General features: G+C 40.3%; 14 protein-coding genes and 2 tRNA genes. 14 read left to right on the forward strand and 2 right to left on the reverse strand.

The features are described from left to right. Nucleotides 1–127: 127 nt before the first annotated feature. The 14 genes from glmU to FPQ13_RS10975 all read left to right on the forward strand — a co-directional run bounded on the left by glmU (nucleotide 128) and on the right by FPQ13_RS10975 (nucleotide 13,985). Nucleotides 128–1,498 carry a bifunctional UDP-N-acetylglucosamine diphosphorylase/glucosamine-1-phosphate N-acetyltransferase GlmU gene (gene glmU, locus FPQ13_RS10910; RefSeq protein ID WP_144089366.1) on the forward strand — a complete coding sequence of 457 codons (1,371 nt, stop codon included), beginning with the start codon at nucleotides 128–130 and terminating at the stop codon, nucleotides 1,496–1,498. Nucleotides 1,499–1,516: 18 nt separating this feature from the next. Beyond that, on the forward strand, nucleotides 1,517–2,470 hold the full coding sequence (locus FPQ13_RS10915; protein WP_144089367.1) for a ribose-phosphate diphosphokinase: 954 nt from the start codon (nucleotides 1,517–1,519) through the stop codon (nucleotides 2,468–2,470). Between the two features lie 110 nt (nucleotides 2,471–2,580). Further along, nucleotides 2,581–3,222 carry a 50S ribosomal protein L25/general stress protein Ctc gene (locus FPQ13_RS10920; protein ID WP_144089368.1) on the forward strand — a complete coding sequence of 214 codons (642 nt, stop codon included), beginning with the start codon at nucleotides 2,581–2,583 and terminating at the stop codon, nucleotides 3,220–3,222. Nucleotides 3,223–3,431: 209 nt separating this feature from the next. Further along, nucleotides 3,432–3,989 carry an aminoacyl-tRNA hydrolase gene (gene pth / locus FPQ13_RS10925; protein WP_144089369.1) on the forward strand — a complete coding sequence of 186 codons (558 nt, stop codon included), beginning with the start codon at nucleotides 3,432–3,434 and terminating at the stop codon, nucleotides 3,987–3,989. Between the two features lie 84 nt (nucleotides 3,990–4,073). Next, nucleotides 4,074–4,301 (forward strand): anti-sigma-F factor Fin, encoded by a 228-nt coding sequence (locus FPQ13_RS10930; protein ID WP_144089370.1) that lies wholly within the window; start codon nucleotides 4,074–4,076, stop codon nucleotides 4,299–4,301. Between the two features lie 77 nt (nucleotides 4,302–4,378). After that, nucleotides 4,379–7,918, forward strand: a complete 3,540-nt coding sequence (gene mfd, locus FPQ13_RS10935; RefSeq protein WP_144089371.1) for a transcription-repair coupling factor — start codon at nucleotides 4,379–4,381, stop codon at nucleotides 7,916–7,918. A gap of 107 nt (nucleotides 7,919–8,025) precedes the next feature. Then, the gene (spoVT, locus tag FPQ13_RS10940) at nucleotides 8,026–8,559 is read left to right on the forward strand and encodes a stage V sporulation protein T (protein WP_144089372.1); all 534 of its coding nucleotides are present in this window, start codon (nucleotides 8,026–8,028) and stop codon (nucleotides 8,557–8,559) included. Between the two features lie 403 nt (nucleotides 8,560–8,962). Beyond that, nucleotides 8,963–10,465 carry an oligosaccharide flippase family protein gene (locus FPQ13_RS10945; RefSeq protein ID WP_144089373.1) on the forward strand — a complete coding sequence of 501 codons (1,503 nt, stop codon included), beginning with the start codon at nucleotides 8,963–8,965 and terminating at the stop codon, nucleotides 10,463–10,465. A gap of 5 nt (nucleotides 10,466–10,470) precedes the next feature. Next, nucleotides 10,471–11,934: a bifunctional methyltransferase/pyrophosphohydrolase YabN gene (gene yabN, locus FPQ13_RS10950; protein WP_144089374.1), complete on the forward strand. Its 1,464-nt coding sequence runs from the start codon at nucleotides 10,471–10,473 to the stop codon at nucleotides 11,932–11,934. 1 nt (nucleotide 11,935) lies between these two features. Then, nucleotides 11,936–12,202 carry an RNA-binding S4 domain-containing protein gene (locus FPQ13_RS10955; protein ID WP_144089375.1) on the forward strand — a complete coding sequence of 89 codons (267 nt, stop codon included), beginning with the start codon at nucleotides 11,936–11,938 and terminating at the stop codon, nucleotides 12,200–12,202. A 58-nt stretch (nucleotides 12,203–12,260) separates the two neighbouring features. Beyond that, nucleotides 12,261–12,563 (forward strand): sporulation protein YabP, encoded by a 303-nt coding sequence (yabP, locus tag FPQ13_RS10960; protein WP_144089376.1) that lies wholly within the window; start codon nucleotides 12,261–12,263, stop codon nucleotides 12,561–12,563. Then, on the forward strand, nucleotides 12,560–13,126 hold the full coding sequence (gene yabQ, locus FPQ13_RS10965; protein WP_144089377.1) for a spore cortex biosynthesis protein YabQ: 567 nt from the start codon (nucleotides 12,560–12,562) through the stop codon (nucleotides 13,124–13,126). The genes yabP and yabQ overlap by 4 nt, the downstream gene beginning before the upstream one ends. 14 nt (nucleotides 13,127–13,140) lie before the next feature. Further along, nucleotides 13,141–13,533 carry an FtsB family cell division protein gene (locus FPQ13_RS10970; protein ID WP_144089378.1) on the forward strand — a complete coding sequence of 131 codons (393 nt, stop codon included), beginning with the start codon at nucleotides 13,141–13,143 and terminating at the stop codon, nucleotides 13,531–13,533. A gap of 71 nt (nucleotides 13,534–13,604) precedes the next feature. Then, entirely contained in the window at nucleotides 13,605–13,985 is a 381-nt protein-coding gene (locus FPQ13_RS10975; protein WP_144089379.1) for a S1 domain-containing RNA-binding protein, read from the forward strand. Nucleotides 13,986–14,139: 154 nt separating this feature from the next. On the opposite strand, the gene FPQ13_RS10980 is transcribed toward FPQ13_RS10975, so the two are convergent. Both FPQ13_RS10980 and FPQ13_RS10985 read right to left on the reverse strand, forming a co-directional pair. Next, a tRNA-Glu gene (locus FPQ13_RS10980) sits at nucleotides 14,140–14,211 on the reverse strand. A 52-nt stretch (nucleotides 14,212–14,263) separates the two neighbouring features. Continuing rightward, nucleotides 14,264–14,337 (reverse strand) — tRNA-Met (locus tag FPQ13_RS10985). Between the last annotated feature and the right edge of the window lie 286 nt (nucleotides 14,338–14,623).

Raw genomic sequence — 14,623 nt, forward strand, 5'->3', positions numbered from 1 at the left:
GGAGTTAATGAATAGGCTTCTTTTTTGTTGATGAGAAAAGAAGTTGCATGAACTGCCTGTCATCAGTTGCATCGACTTTTTATTTAAGATATATTCATAATGTATGCCTATGTATGGAGGGGAAATTATGGCGAATAGATATGCTGTCGTATTGGCAGCGGGAAAAGGAACTCGCATGAAATCGAAGTTATATAAAGTACTGCACCCCGTTTGTGGGAAGCCAATGGTCGAGCATGTTGTCGATCAACTGGATGAGCTGCAGTTAAACCAATTGATTACTGTAGTAGGCCATGGCGCTGAAAAGGTAAAAGAACAGTTGGGTAGCCGCAGTGAATATGCGCTGCAGGAAGAACAGCTGGGAACTGGTCATGCGGTACAAATGGCCGAGCCGTTCATTGGAAATAATGAAGGAACGACCGTTGTCGTTTGTGGAGATACCCCGTTACTGACAGCAAATACATTGAAACAGTTAATGGAACATCATGAGCAAGAACAATCCGCCGTAACCGTTTTGACGACTGAACTTGAAAATCCATCAGGGTATGGTCGTATCGTACGTAATGAATCAAACGAAGTAGCAAAAATTGTTGAAGATAAAGATGCAACTGATGAAGAAAAACAACTGACTGAGATTAATACGGGTACGTATTGTTTCGATAATAAATTGTTATTCGATGCATTGAAAAATGTTTCCAATTCAAATGCTCAAGGCGAGTATTATTTACCTGACGTATTGGAGATTGCTAAAGATGAAGGTAAAAAGGTAACTGCCTATTTAACTCCAGATGATGCAGAAACAATTGGTGTCAATGATCGTTTGGCACTTTCTAAAGCAGAAAAGCTAATGCAGAAGCGAATTAATGAAAAACATATGAAAAACGGTGTAACGTTGATCGATCCAGATCAAACATATATAGGTCCTGACGTAGTGATTGAGCCGGACGTTGTTATTGAACCAGGTTGTCGGATTCAAGGGAAAACGACCATTCAATCGGATGTTTATATTGGATTAAATAGTGAGATTATCGACTGTACAATTGGCCAAGGCACAGAGGTTCACCAAAGTGTATTGAAGGAAAGTGAAGTCGGCCGACAAGTCAAAATCGGTCCTTTCGCTCACGTTCGACCTGAGAGCTTATTAAAAGATGACGTAAAAGTCGGTAACTTTGTAGAAATCAAGAAGACAACGATGGGACAAAATAGTAAAGCTTCGCATTTATCTTATCTCGGTGATGCAGAAATCGGCGACGATGTGAATGTTGGTTGTGGTTCGATTACCGTCAATTATGATGGGAAAAATAAACATAAAACAATTATTGAAGATGGCGTATTCATCGGCTGCAATTCGAATTTGATTGCTCCTGTTACACTAAAGGAAGGGTCTTATGTGGCTGCTGGCTCAACGATTACGAAAGACATTCCTGAGAAAGCATTGTCGATTGCCCGCGCACGTCAAGTCAATAAAGAGGGTTACGTTGAGCGTTTAAATAAAAAATAATTGGTTGGAGGTTGCAAGATGACTCGTCAATATCAAGATGAATTTTTAAAAGTATTCTCGTTAAATTCAAATCCGAAGCTGGCCGAGGAAATAGCTGATCATATCGGTGTGGAATTAGGAAAAAGCTCTGTGAAGCGATTCAGTGACGGTGAGGTGCAAATCAATATCGAAGAAAGTGTGCGGGGCTGTGATGTATATGTTGTACAATCGACTTCCAACCCGGTGAATGAACATTTAATGGAGCTATTGATTATGATTGATGCGTTAAAACGCGCTTCTGCTCGTACGATCAATGTCGTTTCACCTTATTATGGCTATGCAAGACAAGACAGAAAAGCAAGGTCCCGTGAGCCGATTACTGCCAAGCTAGTCGCTGACATCATTGAAAAAGCAGGCGCTGATCGATTGATTACATTGGACTTCCATGCAGCTCAGATTCAAGGTTTCTTCGATATTCCAATCGATCATCTTTTCGGCATGCCGATTTTAAGTAAATATTTTGAAGAAAAACAGCTGAAAGATGTCGTCGTCGTTTCTCCAGATCACGGAGGCGTTACACGAGCACGACAGCTAGCTGACCGATTGAAAGCACCTATTGCCATCATCGATAAAAGACGCCCAGAGCCAAATGTGGCAGAAGTGATGAACATTGTAGGCGAAGTTGAAGGAAAGACAGCTATTTTAATTGATGATATCATCGATACAGCTGGTACAATTACATTAGCAGCTGAAGCGATGTTGGATAGCGGTGCAAAAGAAGTTTATGCATGTTGTACGCACCCAGTGTTATCTGGCCCGGCAAATGATCGAATTGAAAAATCACCAATCAAAGAATTGATTGTGACGAACACGATCCCATTGACGGATCAAATTACTTCAAGCAAAATTAAGCAACTTTCTGTCGGTGAGTTAATTGCCGAATCAATCAAGCGTGTACATGAGCATCGTTCAATCAGTACGTTGTTTAGTTAATGTTTAATTTTCGTTTAAACAGGTTAAAATTTTAAAAATGATGACTAAAAGGTTATAATAGAAAAGAATACAAATATACTGGAAATTATTTATGGAGGAAGTGAAATATTATGGCTGCAACAATTGAAGGTAAAGCAAGAACGGATTTACGTATTTCTAATACAAAGAGTTTGAGAAGTGAAGGGCAAATTCCTGGAGTTCTATACGGAAAAGGGAAAGAGCCGGTTAATATTTCTGTAGATGGAATCGACTTGATTAAGAAAGTTCGTGACGAAGGTAGAAACGCTGTATTCTCTGTTAAATTGGATAACGGCAATGCATACGACGCAATGTTGTATGATTATCAACAAGATGCAATCAAAGGTGAATTGACGCATGTTGATTTCTATATGGTGGACATGTCTCAAGAAGTAGACGTAGAAGTTTACATTCGCCTTGAAGGAGAAGCAGTTGGTGAAAAAGATGGTGGTGTCAGACAGCAACCAATGCACGTCTTGAATATCCGTTCGACTCCAGGAAATATTCCTGAAGAGATTCTAATCGATATTTCTGAGCTTAACATTGGTGATGTCATCACTGTCGGTGACCTTAAAGGCGATAAAAACTACGAAATTATGGACGAAGATGAAACGACCATCATTACAATTCTACCACCACAGCAAGAAGAAGTTGAAACAGAAGATAGTGGTGAAGAGCCAGCAGAACCAGAGTTGGTTAATGCGAAAGATGATGAAGAAGAGGAAGAAAAATAAGTCCGTCTTCATAGCATGAAATAAACAGATCGGAGCACGTTTGCGCTTCGATCTGTTTTCATGTTGTATTTTTTTGATTAGACCGGCATGACGCAATGCTTCTTAGGGTAAACTTTGATGAAATGCCGAGGGACTATTCGTTCCGTTGTTGGTGAGAATTACGCTGTCAAAATTGCTAGTCGATGGACAAAAAGGAGATAAGGAATGTCATGAAATGTATTGTTGGTTTAGGGAACCCGGGCTTAAAATACAAACATACAAGACATAATATTGGATTTGATGTAATTGATTGCTTGGCGAAACAGAATGGTTGGAAGCTTAAAAAAGGAAAGTTTGAAGCCCACTATGCTGTTGAAAACTGGCAAGGGGAAAAGGTGCTCATACTGAAACCGCAAACCTTTATGAATCTATCTGGTCAATCTGTCAGACAGGCAATGGATTTTTACGATATTGAACCCGAAAACTTGCTCGTCGTCTACGATGACTTGGATCTTCCGACGGGGAAAATACGCCTCAGACATACAGGTGGGCATGGTGGTCATAATGGAATTAGGAATATCATCGAACATCTTGGGGTAAAGGAATTTAACCGTGTTCGTTTTGGAATTGGAAGACCTGAAACGAATATCGACATTGTCCATTACGTGCTCAGTAAATTTTCTAAAAAAGAAAAGGAAATCATTAACCCATCTATCATGAAAACGTATGATGCTTGTGAAGCGTGGATGGAAACTCCTTTTGCAGAAGTCATGAACAAGTTCAACTAGAGGGGTTCGTTTAGCTAATCAAAAGAATAATATTGTTCCTTCTTGGAAAAGCTAGTCACTAGCTTATGTTAAGGAGGGACATTGATGGCAATTAAGATGACATGTCGGCATTGTGGCGAATCTATGGGTGAGTTGAACGAGCACCCGCGTGTAATGGATTTATTGAATCAAGAGTTATCAGCTGAGGAATCGAATCATATGATGAAAGAAAATCAGCAAGGTGATTTGATGTTACGATTAGTTTGCGAAACTTGCGAAGATACGCTCTCGCATAATCCAAGTTTATTTGAAAATGATAATTTTATTCACTAAGTAGCTTTGGTATTCGCCAAGGCATTTTTCCGTGTAAACAATCCGCATAGGAACGTATCAATCTAGGGGGAGAGCAGATGAAAGGTTTAAAAGATTATTTAAGCTTACAAAATGATTTTGTACATATTATCAATGGGATTAAGGGTGAAATGCGTGAACAGCTTGTTTCTGGATTAACAAACTCATTGCGCAATTTCTTAATGGTAATGTCCCATGAGTCGACGAATCGGCCGGTAGTCGTCGTCACACATCAATTGAGTCAAGCGCAACAATTATACGAAGATCTGCTCGGCTTGATGGAAAATCCAGATCAATTATATTTATATCCTATCAATGAAATGCTGCCCGCTGAGATTATGACTGCCTCCCCTGAGTTGAAATCACAGCGGATTGAGGCGAAAAATCGTTGGCAGGAGAACGAAAACGGCATTTTCATCGTTCCTATTGCAGGATTGAAGCGGCTAATGCCACCAAAACAAATGGCAGGTGACTTGTCACTTACCATTGAAACAGGAAAAGAGTATTCATTAGACGATACGATGGCGCGTCTCGTAACAATGGGCTATAAAGTGTCAGATATGGTATCTGCTCCAGGAGAAGCGAGTAAGCGTGGAGGTATTATTGATATCTATCCTCTCACGAACGTTTATCCGGTACGAATTGAATGGTTTGATGACGAAGTCGAATCGATCCGGTACTTCGATGTTGGTTCGCAACGTTCCATCGAAGAGTTGGATCAAATAGAAATCACTGCAACGGAAGAGTGGATTTTTTCGGAAGAGCAAATGAAAAAAGCAGGTGACAAGCTAGAAAAGCTTTTACAAAAGTCGTTGAAAAACATTCATTCCGAGCAAGAGAAACAGCAATTGAATGAGCAGTTATCTCATGATATCGAGCGGTTAAAAGAAGGACAGCCGTTTGATGGAATCTATCAGTATATATCGTTGCTCTATGAAGATGTTCATAGTTTAGTAGATTATTTTCCGAAGAACAGTCTGTTTATATTCGATGAGATGAGCCGAATCACAGAGACTGCGGAACGTTTAGACCGTGAAGAAGCGACATGGCATACAGATCTGCTCGATCAACGGATGATTGTAGAAGATTTAACATTTTCGTTTACGTGGGACGAAGTGTTCGAGAAGATTGACCATCAACGAATTTATCTTTCGTTGTTTTTACGACATATACCGAACACGAAGCCCGATAACTTAGTGAATATTTCCAGTCGCCAAATGCAGCAGTTCCACGGTCAGATGAATCTGTTGAAAAGTGAGATGGAACGTTGGAGTAAGGCTGGGTTTTCAGTAGTCATTTATGCGGTGGACGAAGAGCGAGTCGACCGTGTTCTTCGCGTGCTTGATGATTACGACATTGCTGCGAGAAAAGGCGTCCGCCCAATTAGCGTTCCAATGGAAGAGCCTGTTGTCTTGCAAGGCGACTTGAACGAAGGCTTTGAGATGCCTGCGTACAAGCTAGCTGTCTTAACGGAAGAAGAACTATTTAAAAAGAAAAAACCGAAAAAACGTCGACGCCAAAAAATTTCCAATGCAGAGCGAATTAAAAGCTATCAAGAATTAAATAAAGGCGATTACATCGTTCACACGAGTCACGGAATCGGAAAGTACCTTGGCATTGAAACGCTGGAGGTCAATGGACTCCATAAAGATTATATGGTCGTTCGGTATTCAGGAAACGATAAGTTATTTGTGCCGCCAGATCAAATCGATCAAGTTCAAAAGTATGTCGCTTCAGAAGGTAAAGAGCCTAAGTTATATCGACTTGGCGGAAGTGAATGGAAGAAGGTTAAGTCACGGGTTAAAGCATCTGTTGAAGATATCGCTGATGATTTAATCAAGCTTTATGCTGAGCGTGAAGCGGCTCGCGGCCATCAGTTCGGTCCAGATACAGAAATGCAGAAAGACTTTGAAATGGCTTTTCCATATCAAGAGACGGAAGATCAGCTTCGTTGCATCGAAGAAATTAAGACGGACATGGAGAAACCACAACCGATGGATCGCCTACTTTGTGGGGATGTTGGTTACGGCAAGACAGAAGTGGCTATCCGGGCAGTTTTTAAAGCAATCGTAGAAGGAAAGCAAGCCGCTGTGTTGGTTCCGACAACGATTTTGGCGCAACAGCATTTCGATACGTTTCAAGAACGATTTCAAGAATTCGGCGTAAATGTTGGTCTGCTTAGCCGATTCAGAACACCGAAACAACAAAAAGAAACGATCGATCAGCTCCGCAAAGGATTAATCGATGTAGTTATCGGAACGCATCGTGTTTTATCCAAAGATGTTGTGTTTAAAGATCTCGGTCTATTAATTGTCGATGAAGAACAACGCTTCGGCGTGAAGCATAAAGAGCGAATTAAACAACTGAAAACGAATGTGGATGTATTAACGCTGACAGCGACACCAATACCAAGAACATTACACATGTCAATGGTTGGCGTGCGAGATCTATCTGTCATCGAAACACCGCCCGAAAATCGTTTTCCAATTCAAACATATGTAGTGGAATATAATCCACTGCTCATTCGTGATGCCATCGAGCGTGAATTGGCAAGAGGCGGTCAAGTATTTTTCTTATATAATCGAGTCGATATGATCGACAGGGTCGCCGCGCAAATTAATGAACTTGTTGAAGATGCACGAGTAGTTTATGCGCACGGGCAAATGAATGAACGCCAGTTGGAAAATATCATGTTGGAGTTTTTAGAAGGCGAAGCGGATGTGTTAGTCAGTACGACAATTATTGAAACCGGTGTGGATATCCCGAATGTGAATACATTAATCGTGAACGATGCAGATAAGATGGGATTAAGCCAACTTTATCAAATCCGTGGGCGTGTCGGCCGTTCGAACCGATTAGCTTATGCGTATTTCACCTATCAACAAAATAAAGTGTTGTCCGAAATTGCTGAAAAGCGTCTAGAAGCGATTAAGGAATTCACCGAACTTGGCAGTGGCTTTAAAATCGCCATGCGTGACCTCTCCATTCGTGGTGCAGGAAACCTTTTAGGAACGGAGCAACATGGCTTTATTGATTCCGTAGGGTTCGATTTATACTCACAAATGTTGAATGATGCAGTTCGTGCGAAACAACAAGGGGTTCCTTACGAGGAAGCAAAACCATTCGAAGTTGAAATCGGTCTCGATTTGGACGCATATATTCCTGAATCGTATATTCAAGATGAAGGACAAAAAATTCAAATGTACAAACGGATTCAAGCTCTGGAGTCAATTCAAGAAACGTACGATTTGAATGAGGAATTGTTAGATCGCTTCGGTGAGTATCCAGATGAAGTTGGAAACTTACTGCAAATTTCAAGAATACGTCTATATGGAAAAGAGAACAAAATTGAATCGATTCATGAGTCAAAACAAAAAATTGAATGCCTTATGGAAGCGGAACAAAGCCAACAAATCGATGGTGCAAAGCTATTTGAATTGGCCAACGAATATGGACGAATGATCCAACTCGGTACAGAAGGCCGACAGTTGAAAATTGTGTTCCAGTTCTCCAGACATAATAAAGCAATTCGTCACGATCAGCTTGAAGATTTCCTTTCTAAGCTTCATCAGGCAAAAATTTCTTCAAACAATGAATAGTTCATCGCCACTGATTTATACTAACAATTACTAGCAGGTGATTTAGCCAGGATCCTTTAGCAAGGCTTCACCCATGCAAGTACATCAAAGAAAGTGGGGATTCGAAGATGAAAGCAACAGGAATTGTACGCCGTATTGATGATCTCGGACGAGTTGTTGTACCGAAAGAGATTAGGCGAACATTGAGAATTCGAGAAGGCGACCCTCTCGAGATTTTTGTTGCCCGAGAAGGAGAAGTTATTTTAAAAAAATACTCTCCGATTAATGAGCTGAGTGAATTCGCTGATGAATATGTACAATCGCTTTTTGAAGCAGTTGGACAAAAAATACTCATCGCAGATCGGGATGAATTTATTGCTACAGCGGGCGTTAGTAAAAAAGATTATTTGAATAAGAACATTGGACAACTCATTGAAAAAGCAATGGAAGATCGAGAAGCGGTTGTCGAAAAGAACGAATACACATTGGAAATCGTTGATGGCATTGAAGAGAAAGTAGCATCGTATTTAATTCAGCCGATCATCTCCAATGGTGACCCTGTCGGAAGTGTCGTCTTATTTTCGGATAAAGATTCTGTCACCGATGTGGAGATCAAGCTTTGTCAAACAGCCGCCAGCTTCCTTGGCCGCCAAATGGAATAGACTTCATGAAAGCCTGCTGGAAAGAGTCCGGTAGGCTTTTTGCATGCCTGAAACATGATCTCTTTAGGAACTGTGCTGACTGTTCAATTCAGCGGGCTGATTTTTCATAAAACGCGTGAGACTGTTCAAAACGTCACGCTGACCGTTCAAAGCGTCTGGCTAACTGTTCAAAGAACGTGCGTGACCGTTCAAAGCGGTGGGCTAACCGTTCAAAGAACGTGCGTGACCGTTCAAAGGAATGAGCCGACCGTTGAAATCAGTATGCTATCCGTTCAAAGGATTGCGTTAACCGTTCAAATAACCTCGTAGGTACACATGATCACCAGCTAAAATACTCCAAACTATGATAAAGTTAAAGAAGAATCGTTTAAAAGATTGAATTATCGTTGGAAGTGAAATATTTATGAGTGATACAAATAAATGGGTGAAGGGCGCAATCATCCTTACGATCACGGGGTTAATCAGTCGGATTTTAGGCATGGTTTATCGTGTTCCTTTGCAAAATATTGCTGGAGACGAAGGGTTATATGTGTATCAGCAAATTTATCCTTTACTCTCATTGGCCATTATCCTATCGCTGTATGGCATTCCAAGTGCCGTTACACAGCAGTTTTCAGAAAACCAGACGTCACGGCAATTGTTTACCCGGATCTTTTATCTGCTGACAGGACTGGGGATTTTAGCATGGTTGGTCATTTATTTATTTGCGCAAACTTGGGCAAACATGATGGGCGATATACAACTGACAGAACCAATCCGAATTAGCAGCTTTATGTTTTTGCTTCTCCCGATGATTTCACTATTACGGGGCTATTTTCAAAGCTATGAAGAGACACATTTGGTCGGCATTTCACAAGTAGTCGAGCAATTTGTGCGTGTCATCTTGATTATTGGCATTACATTTTACGTCGTTTCAACGGATCGTTCGTTGTATGAGCTCGGAACGCTTGCTGCACTGGCAACGATTATCGGCACGTTTGTTGCAGTGGTCTATTTAGGGATTAAGTTTCTTCGGCGGAAGAACTCCGTGGAAGTACCGCCAAATAACATTCCGTTTAGGCAAACAGCTAAATGGTTCTTTGCTGGTGTGTTCATTTACAGTTTAACGTATGTTCTTCACTTGATTTTCCAAGCTGTCGACGTGATGACAATGATTCCACTTCTTCAGGAGTATGGATGGTCTTTTGAAGAATCTAAAGTACAAAAGGGTATCTTTGATCGTGGTAATCCAATGATTCAATTAGGGTTAGTATTCGGTTCTTCCCTCGCATTTGCTTTAATTCCTAGTATACAATCAAAACGAAAGCAGCGGGAAGCGGAGCAAGCAGTCCACCTCACTTTTCTTTTCTCTCTAGCCGCAGCAGTTGGGTTAATCGCCATTATGCCATTTTTGAATCCGTTATTTTACTTGAACCAACATGGGACAACGGCGATTCAGTGGTTGATGCTGCTCGTTTTTTTATTGTCTTTAATTATTACCTTATCTGTTTTGTTGCAAAGTCTTGGCTATACACAACAGCAATTTAAATGGATTGTTTTTATGTTTGCAGTAAAAATTGCGAGTAACTTTTGGCTGATTCCAATCTATGGCATACTTGGCGCAAGCATCGCTTCAATTCTTGCAGCGGCAACGCTAGTCATTATTTATTTTTGGATTTGGATGAAACGTTCAAGTATTCACATAGACGTGTTATTTTATATAAAAGCAGTCGTTACAATCGGTTTGATGTATGGCGTTGTTGTTTTCATGGCCCAGCTGTTCTCTATCCATGCCACACGGTTATTTTTGATTGTGCCAACGATTGCATTGAGTCTTGTCGGAGTCATCACGGTATTCACGATGGCGTGGGCAATGAAGCTTTTTCCTAAAAATTTTCTCCAAAACATACTGAAAAAAAGCAGGTGAACACAATGAGTCAAACGATTCACGTGATCGGGTTAGGCGCAGGGACGCTTGACCAATTACCATTAGGGATTTACCGGTTTTTAACAAACCACAAAAATGAAGTCTTTGTTCGAACGAATCAACACCCTGTCATTCAAGAGCTAGAAGAAGAGGGTGTGACGTTTAAAAGCTTTGATCATGTATATGAAAAACATGAACAATTTGAAGATGTTTATCAAGACATCTCGAAACGATTACTCGAAGCTGCCCAACAACAAGATCTCGTTTATGCATTGCCTGGACATCCATTTGTTGCAGAGCGAACGGTTCAATTACTGCTGGAGCATGCTGACGAACATCTTCACATCGAGTTTCATGGTGGCCAGAGCTTTTTAGATCCGCTCTTTAATGCATTGAAAATCGATCCGATCGAGGGCTTTCAGTTATTGGACGGAACAGCATTAAAACGGTCTACCATTCAATTTACAAATCACTTATTAATCGCACAAGTGTATGATTCATTTGTCGCTTCAGATATTAAACTGACATTAATGGAAGACTTGCCGGAAGATTATCCAGTGACAATCGTTGACGCTGCAGGGAGTAAAGATGAAAAAGTCATGACAGTACCTTTATATGAGCTCGATCGTGAAGGAACTTTCAGTGATTTAACGACTTTATATGTTGCGCCACAATCCAGTGATGCATTAACACATACGTTTAACCAATTAAGGGAAGTTATCGCAACGCTTCGTGGACCAAACGGTTGCCCGTGGGATCGAAAACAAACGCATGAATCACTTCGTCCGTATTTGATTGAAGAGGCATACGAAGTCATCGACGCGATTCAGGAAGAGGATGACGACCATATAGCAGAAGAGCTTGGTGATGTGTTACTTCAAGTCATGCTACATAGTCAAATAGGAGAAGACAATGGATTCTTCTCTGTTGACGATGTGATCCGTTCAATCACCGAAAAAATGATCGAACGTCACCCGCATGTATTTGGAGACGTCGAAGTCGATTCAGCGGATGAAGTAACAACCAATTGGGAAGCAATTAAAAGTAAAGGGAAAGCGAAAAAAGAGACTCTATTGGAAGGTATCTCGGAAGCTTTACCTCGTTTACTTTACGCCCAAGAAATGCAGAAGAAAGCATCAAAAGTAGGGTTTGACTGGGGCGATGCAGCGCTTGCTTTTGAAAAAGTTACAGAAGAAATAAAGGAATTACAAGAAGTCATCGAGAAAGAAGATATAAACGAAATAGAGCTGGAATTCGGAGATGTACTGTTTTCATTAGTGAACGTTGCTCGTTTACTATCGATTGATTCGGAAATCGCGCTTCATCGAACGAGCCAAAAATTCAAAAACCGTTTCCAATACATTGAATCCATCGCAAAAAGGAACGGGGTTGAACTGACAGATTTATCTTTAGAAGATATGGAAAACTACTGGAATCAAGCGAAAGTGTTGCGAAAAGGAGAGGAATAACATGCGTTTAGATAAATTTTTAAAGTTATCACGAATTATTAAAAGGCGAACAGTCGCCAAAGAAATCGCCGGTAAAGGTAGAATTCAAGTGAATGGTCAACCAGCAAAGGCATCATCAAACCTTCAAGTGGGAGATGAGCTGACGATTCATTTTGCTCAGAAAAAATTAACGATTAAAATAGAAGATTTGCGGGAACAAGTCAACAAAGAACAGGCAGAAAACTTATACACAGTTATCAATGAAGAAAGAATTAACACTGAAGAATAGATTATAGGCATGTTTTATAGATTTCCCTCATATTTTGTATTGATAGGAGGGAAAGGACATGTCTTATGAAAAAACAACGTATAACCAAGGAAGAAGCCAACAAAAGGATCACGAATTAAAGCTAGTCAACCGCAGAAAGCTCGAAGTTCAAGGTGTAGAAGATGTTGATAGTTTTGATACGGAAGAGTTTCTATTAAAAACAACACAGGGCTATCTCGTCATTCAAGGCCACAACTTGCATATGAAAAATTTAAACGTCGAACAAGGGCTTCTAACGATTCAAGGTAGGATTGCATCATTCAGTTACATCGATAACGACCAAAAACAATCAAAGAGCTTATTAGGTAAGCTATTCAAATGACGCTAAGCGTACAGTTTTTATCGATGGCCGTGATGGTTGCGGGTGGCATTCAAGCAGCACTTACATTTGATACGTACAAGCAATTATTCCGGCCCGCCTCTTTTTGGCGGCAAATCGGCGTTGACATCGTATTCTTTTTAACGGAAGCTTGTGTCCTCTTTTACTTCTTATATCAAATTAATGGTGGAATCCTGAAGTTTTATTTATTTCTAGCTGTTGCACTTGGCATCTCAGTTTATTATGCCCTGCTGCAAAATTGGTATTTGTGGTTGTTGGACAAGTTGGTACGTCTTGTAAAAGGCTTTGTCGGGATGGTTTGGAGAATTATAAATCGAATCTTTTTTCAACCGATCATTTGGATTCTTTTACAAGTATTCACTTTGATTGTTTTCATTTTACACATCCTTCAAAAAGTCATCGGTTTGATAGGTAAAATGGTTTGGTGGCTCATTGGACCACTAATTCCAGAAAAAATCAAGCGAAGTGGACTTTCTTTTCTTACAAAATGTAGTAGAATAAAAGATAAGCTATTATTCCGCATTAAATCAAAGATGAAAAGATAGGAGGCGACAGAAGCATGGGAAGAAGAAGAGAACGTAAACGAAACAATATTTCAAGAATTAACTCAACATATGCGAAACAACAGGAAGAACAAATGGCGAAAAAATCGCGCGAAAAAACACTTCTCTTTCGTCGTCTAATTGCTTTTGTCGTTCTTTTTGTGCTTATTGGTGGTGGAATGACAACCTATCATTTTCAACAACGTGCGCAAATGCAAGAAAAGCAAGCGGAATACGAGCAACTGAATGAGCAAATGGAACAATATACGGATAGAAACCAAGCGTTGAAAGAAGAAGTGGAAAAGCTGAGTGATATTGATTATTTACTTCAAATCGCCAGAAAAGATTACTTTTTCTCAAAAGATGGTGAAATCATCTTTAAATTACCAGATGAAGAGCCTTCTTATTGACACTTTTTGAATCGGATATATATAATGTATTAGAATATACTTTTAAATTCTTAAGGAGGAGCATTTTTTTTATGTCAGTCGAAGTAGGCAGCAAGCTAAGCGGTAAAGTAACCCGCATTACGAATTTCGGAGCTTTTGTAGAGCTACCAGAAGGATCAACAGGTTTGGTTCATATCAGTGAGGTTGCAGATCGTTATGTAAAAGATATTAACGACCACCTTTCTGTCGGTGATGAAGTCACTGTAAAAGTACTAAATGTAGAGAAGAACGGAAAAATTGGCTTATCCATCAAGAAAGCTAATGAGAAATATAACCGTCCGCAACCACGCAAACGAGTAGAGAACTTCGAATCCAAAATGAACAAATTCTTGAAGGATAGCGAAGATAAACTCGCCTCACTAAAAAAACACACGGAGTCTCGTCGTGGAGGTCGAGGTGCTAAGCGGGGATAATTGCTGTCTATGATGATTATATTAAGAATGTCATTCAATATATGATCGCTCAACCTGTTCATCGAAAAAGATGAACAGGTTTTTATTTATGTAAAAAAAAGTTGGAGAGAAACTTAAAAGCTTCTCTCCAACTTTTTACGTGCTTATGAAATTATGACCCGTACGGGATTCGAACCCGTGTTACCGCCGTGAAAGGGCGGTGTCTTAACCACTTGACCAACGGGCCTTATGTAAAGAAAAAGAGACCGGTTTGCGATCAGAAAACCGATCCCTTTTTATAGCGGCGGAGGGGATCGAACCCACGACCTCACGGGTATGAACCGTACGCTCTCGCCAGCTGAGCTACGCCGCCGTTTATTGAAATATGTCTCTTAGACACAAAAATTATGGTACAACAGGTTCCATGCTCCTGTCAATAACTTTGTCGAAAATTAATTTTTCTATTAATTTAAGTCTTATTGCTTCATGAAGATAATGCTGGATTGGTCGAGAGAGTGCTCTCTACATACTAATGTACTTTTCTTCAAGTGAAAATGTCATCGAGAGGGGTTCTCGATACACAAAAAGCTTCGTCCGCAATCGGAAATGTCATCGAGAGGGGTTCTCGACACCCAAACAGCTTCGTCCGCAATCGGAAA

Source organism: Allobacillus salarius, assembly GCF_007559425.1.
Classification (GTDB): domain Bacteria; phylum Bacillota; class Bacilli; order Bacillales; family Alkalibacillaceae; genus Allobacillus; species Allobacillus salarius.

Coding starts and splice junctions, on each gene's coding strand:
- spoVT (WP_144089372.1), top strand. CDS start 8,026: ATGAAAGCAACAGGAATTGTACGCCGTATTGATGATCTCGGACGAGTT.
- pth (WP_144089369.1), top strand. CDS start 3,432: ATGAAATGTATTGTTGGTTTAGGGAACCCGGGCTTAAAATACAAACAT.
- FPQ13_RS10945 (WP_144089373.1), top strand. CDS start 8,963: ATGAGTGATACAAATAAATGGGTGAAGGGCGCAATCATCCTTACGATC.
- yabP (WP_144089376.1), top strand. CDS start 12,261: ATGTCTTATGAAAAAACAACGTATAACCAAGGAAGAAGCCAACAAAAG.
- yabN (WP_144089374.1), top strand. CDS start 10,471: ATGAGTCAAACGATTCACGTGATCGGGTTAGGCGCAGGGACGCTTGAC.
- FPQ13_RS10955 (WP_144089375.1), top strand. CDS start 11,936: ATGCGTTTAGATAAATTTTTAAAGTTATCACGAATTATTAAAAGGCGA.
- mfd (WP_144089371.1), top strand. CDS start 4,379: ATGAAAGGTTTAAAAGATTATTTAAGCTTACAAAATGATTTTGTACAT.
- yabQ (WP_144089377.1), top strand. CDS start 12,560: ATGACGCTAAGCGTACAGTTTTTATCGATGGCCGTGATGGTTGCGGGT.
- FPQ13_RS10975 (WP_144089379.1), top strand. CDS start 13,605: ATGTCAGTCGAAGTAGGCAGCAAGCTAAGCGGTAAAGTAACCCGCATT.
- FPQ13_RS10920 (WP_144089368.1), top strand. CDS start 2,581: ATGGCTGCAACAATTGAAGGTAAAGCAAGAACGGATTTACGTATTTCT.
- FPQ13_RS10930 (WP_144089370.1), top strand. CDS start 4,074: ATGGCAATTAAGATGACATGTCGGCATTGTGGCGAATCTATGGGTGAG.
- glmU (WP_144089366.1), top strand. CDS start 128: ATGGCGAATAGATATGCTGTCGTATTGGCAGCGGGAAAAGGAACTCGC.
- FPQ13_RS10915 (WP_144089367.1), top strand. CDS start 1,517: ATGACTCGTCAATATCAAGATGAATTTTTAAAAGTATTCTCGTTAAAT.
- FPQ13_RS10970 (WP_144089378.1), top strand. CDS start 13,141: ATGGGAAGAAGAAGAGAACGTAAACGAAACAATATTTCAAGAATTAAC.